The organism is Mesorhizobium sp. M4A.F.Ca.ET.020.02.1.1, assembly GCF_004022645.1.
GTDB lineage: Bacteria > Pseudomonadota > Alphaproteobacteria > Rhizobiales > Rhizobiaceae > Mesorhizobium.
In genome coordinates, this window is sequence record NZ_RZOI01000595.1 from 1 (window position 1) to 3,853 (window position 3,853).

At 65.4% G+C, this 3,853-nt stretch carries 3 protein-coding genes; 1 reads left to right on the forward strand and 2 read right to left on the reverse strand.

All coding sequences use genetic code 11. The features are described 5' to 3' along the window. A partial coding sequence (ptsP, locus tag EN742_RS27405) for a phosphoenolpyruvate--protein phosphotransferase (RefSeq protein WP_128333494.1) occupies positions 1–2,111 on the reverse strand: 2,111 nt, incomplete at its 3' end. Positions 2,112–2,192: 81 nt separating this feature from the next. Further along, positions 2,193–3,446, reverse strand: coding sequence for an aspartate kinase (locus tag EN742_RS27410; protein ID WP_126058147.1), 1,254 nt, complete (start codon positions 3,444–3,446; stop codon positions 2,193–2,195). A gap of 220 nt (positions 3,447–3,666) precedes the next feature. Here EN742_RS27410 and EN742_RS27415 point away from each other — a divergent pair. After that, the coding region (locus tag EN742_RS27415; RefSeq protein ID WP_210214482.1) for a hypothetical protein at positions 3,667–3,853 on the forward strand (187 nt) is incomplete at its 3' end.

Consider the following 3,853-nt stretch of genomic DNA (forward strand, 5'->3'; position numbering starts at 1 on the left):
ATCGAGATCGAGCGATAGCCGAGGCCGATCAGCGCCATTGCGGATATGGGTTTTCCGGCCAGTTCGCCGCACAGCGTCACCGGCGTGTGGTTGCGCACGCCGGCGTCGGCGATCGTCTTCAGAACCCGCAGGAACGGCGCCGACAGCGTGTCGAAGCGGTCCGACAATTGCGTGTTGCCGCGATCGACCGCCATGACGAACTGGAACAGGTCGTTGGAGCCGACCGAGACGAAGTCCACCGCCTTCATCAGTTCGTCTAGCTGAAACAGCAGCGACGGCACTTCCAGCATGGCGCCGAGCTTCAAGCTGGTCGGCAGATGGTGTGCAAAGCGCGACAGGTGCCTGACCTCTCGGTCGATGATCTCGCGCGCCTGCGCGATCTCGCCGAGCTCCGTCACCATCGGCAGCATCAGCTTGAGCTCTCGGCCGCCGCAGGCCTTGAGCAAGGCACGGATCTGCGTCCTGAGCAGACCCGGGCGGTCGAGGGTGAGCCGGATCGCCCGCCAGCCGAGCGCCGGGTTCTCCTCCTGCAACGCCCCCTTGAAGTAAGGCAGCACCTTGTCGCCGCCGATGTCGATGGTGCGAAAGGTCACCGGCTTGCCGCGCGCGGCATCGAGCACGTCGCGATAGAGCCGCTCCTGCGCCTCGGCGCGCGGAAAGGTCGAGGCGACCATGAACTGCAGCTCGGTGCGGAACAAGCCGATTCCGGCCGCGCCCGACTCGGCAAGCTGCGGCAGGTCGACAGCAAGCCCGGCATTCATCAGCAGATCGACAGCAACACCGTCCTTGGTCACCGACGGCTTCTTGCGCAGCTCGCGATAGACCTCCTGCCGCCGCGCGCGGAAGCGCACCTTCTCGGCATAGGCGGCTTCGAGGTCGGGCTGCGGCCTGAGGTGGATCGTGCCCTCCTCGCCGTCGACGATGATGGCGTCGCCGTTTTCCGCCATGGAAACGGCGCCCTTCATCTGTCCGGCGACGGGAATGCCCATGGCTCGCGCCACGATGACGACGTGGCTGGTCGCGGCCCCGTCCTCCAGCACGACGCCGCGCAGCTTGTCCCTGGGGTAGTCGAGCAGTTCGGCCGCGCCCATCGAGCGGGCGACGAGGATGGCATCCTTCGGCAGCGACGCCGCGACATCCTCCGGCCCGCGCCCCATCAGTTGGCGCAGCAGGCGGTTGGCAAGGTCATCGAAATCACTCATCCGCTCGCGCAGATAGGGGTCGGTCATGTGCAGCATGCGGGCGCGCATGTCGCTCTGCACCTTCTCCACCGCCGCTTCCGCCGTCAGGCCGTTGCGGATCGCCTCCTCCAGCCGGCGCACCCAGCCGCTGTCGTTGGCGAACATGCGATAGGCTTCGAGCACCTCGCGGTGTTCGCCCTCGAAGGCGACCTCGCGGCGCTCCAGCATGTCATCGATGGAGAGCCTGAGCGAGCCGAGCGAGGTCTGCAGCCGGCGGACTTCCTCCTCGCTGTCCTCGTTGAACAAATTAGTGACGACGATGCGCGGTTCGTGCAGCACGACATGGCCGAGCCCGACGCCTTCGTTGAAGGAAAGGCCGGTGAAGCTGACGGGGCGGCGCAGGTCGAGCTCCAGGCCCGGGCGGGTCAGCCTGGCGAGATCGCCGGTGGCGATCATCTCGGCGATGACCATTGCCGTCGTTTCCAGAGCCTCGACTTCATCGTCGCGGTAGTGGCGCATGGTCTTGTTCTGCACCACGAGCACGCCAAGCGTCCGCCCTGCCCTGAGCACTGGCACGCCGAGGAAGGAGTTGTAGATCTCTTCGCCGGTCTCCGGCAGGTAGGCGAAGGCCGGATGCTCCTGCGCGTTGGAGAGGTTGAGCGGCCGTGCGCTGGCGGCGATGGTGCCGACGAGACCCTGGCCGAGCCGCAACTGCGCCAGGTGGACGGCGTTCGGATTGAGACCTTCGGTGGCGTAGAGCTCGAGAACCGAATCAGCGCGCAGCACATAGAGCGAGCACACCTCGGCGACCATGTTGGAGGCGATGTCGCGCACGATGCGGTCGAGCCGCTCCTGCGGCTCCAGCGGCTCCTGCATGAGCTCGCGGAGCCGCTTCAGCAGAACGCGCGGGCCACTGGCCGTATCACGCATCGCGGCTTCTTCTCCAATAGAGTCCTTGCCGGCGCAGTTTCCGCCGCGCCCGGCACTCACGCAACAACTGATTCAGTCTTGCTATTGCTTATCCAGACCGTAGACGGAATGCAAAGTGCGAACCGCCAATTCGGTATACGGACCGTCGATCAGTATCGAAATCTTGATCTCGGAAGTGGTGATGGCGCGGATATTGATCGCCTTGTCGGCCAGCGCCTTGAAGGCGGTGGCGGCGACACCCGCGTGGCTGCGCATGCCGATGCCGATGACCGACACCTTCGACATGCCGGCTTCCGACTGCACCACGTCATAGCCGACATCGGCTTTTAGACGCTCCAGCACCGCAAGCGCCTTGTCGACGTCGCCCGACGGCACCGTGAAGGTCATGTCGGTGAACTTGCCGTCCTCGGAGATGTTCTGGACGATCATGTCGACATTGATGTTGGCTTCGGCCAGCGGCCCGAAGATGCCGGCGGCAACGCCGGGGCGATCGCCGACGCGGCGCAGCGAAATCTGCGCCTCGTCCTTGGCGTAGGCAATTCCGGTGACGACCTGCTGTTCCACGATCTCTTCCTCGTCGCAAATAAGCGTTCCGGGCGGATTGAGCAAATCCCCCATTCCGGGCGCGTCGGGATCGTCGAAGGACGACCGCACGAAGGTACGCACCCTGTGCACCATGGCAAGCTCGACCGAGCGCACCTGCAGCACCTTGGCGCCGAGCGAGGCCATTTCGAGCATTTCCTCGAAGGAAATCTTGGCCAGCCGCCGCGCCTTCGGCTCGATGCGCGGATCGGTGGTGTAGACGCCGTCGACATCGGTGTAGATGTCGCAGCGGTCGGCCTTGACCGCCGCCGCGATGGCCACGGCACTCGTGTCGGAGCCGCCGCGGCCCAGCGTCGCGATGCGGTTGTCCGGCCCGATGCCCTGGAAGCCGGCGATGACGGCGACCTGGCCCTCGCCGAAGCGCTTGATCAGGAAGGCGCCGTCGATGTCGAGGATGCGCGCCGCGCCATGCGCGTTGTCGGTCTTGATCGGGATCTGCCAGCCCTGCCATGAGCGGGCGTGCACGCCCATGTTCTGCAGCGTGATCGCCAGCAGGCCGGCCGTGACCTGCTCGCCGGAGGCGACCACGGCGTCATATTCGCGCGCGTCGTGCATCGGCGAGGCCTCGCGCGTCCAGCCGACCAGTTCATTGGTCTTGCCGGCCATCGCCGAGACCACGACGGCGACCTCATGGCCGGCGTCGACCTCGCGTTTGACATGGCGCGCCACGTTGCGGATGCGGGCGATGTCGGCGACGGACGTTCCGCCGAATTTCATCACGATGCGCGCCATGGAAACGAAATGCCTTTGACTGGATGCTGGGCCGTGGAGCCGAAAAAACACGCCGGCCAAGGCCGGGTGCTGAATGCGCGGCCTCCTTAGCCAAATGATCAGGATTTCGCAAGCATGGCGCGCAACAACGATTCGCATTGAAAATATCGGGGTTGCTGACAGATTTGAGCACCAGGTCATGCGATAGATGAACCTGGAAGCCCGACAACGAGGAGGATAGATGGCCGAGACCCTGGAAATCGTCACCTTCCGGTTGAAGCCCGGAACCGAAGCGGGCTTTGTCGCCGGCAACGGCCTGCTCAGCGACTGGCTGACGCGGCAGCCCGGTTTCCTCAGCCGCTGCCTGGCCAGGCAGGACAACGGCGGCTGGGTCGATCTGGTGCGCTGGCAAAGCCGCGAGCAGGCGC

What these genes read in the sequence shown, in the direction of transcription:
- EN742_RS27410 (WP_126058147.1), bottom strand. Translation starts at nt 3,446, where the DNA reads ATGGCGCGCATCGTGATGAAATTCGGCGGAACGTCCGTCGCCGACATC.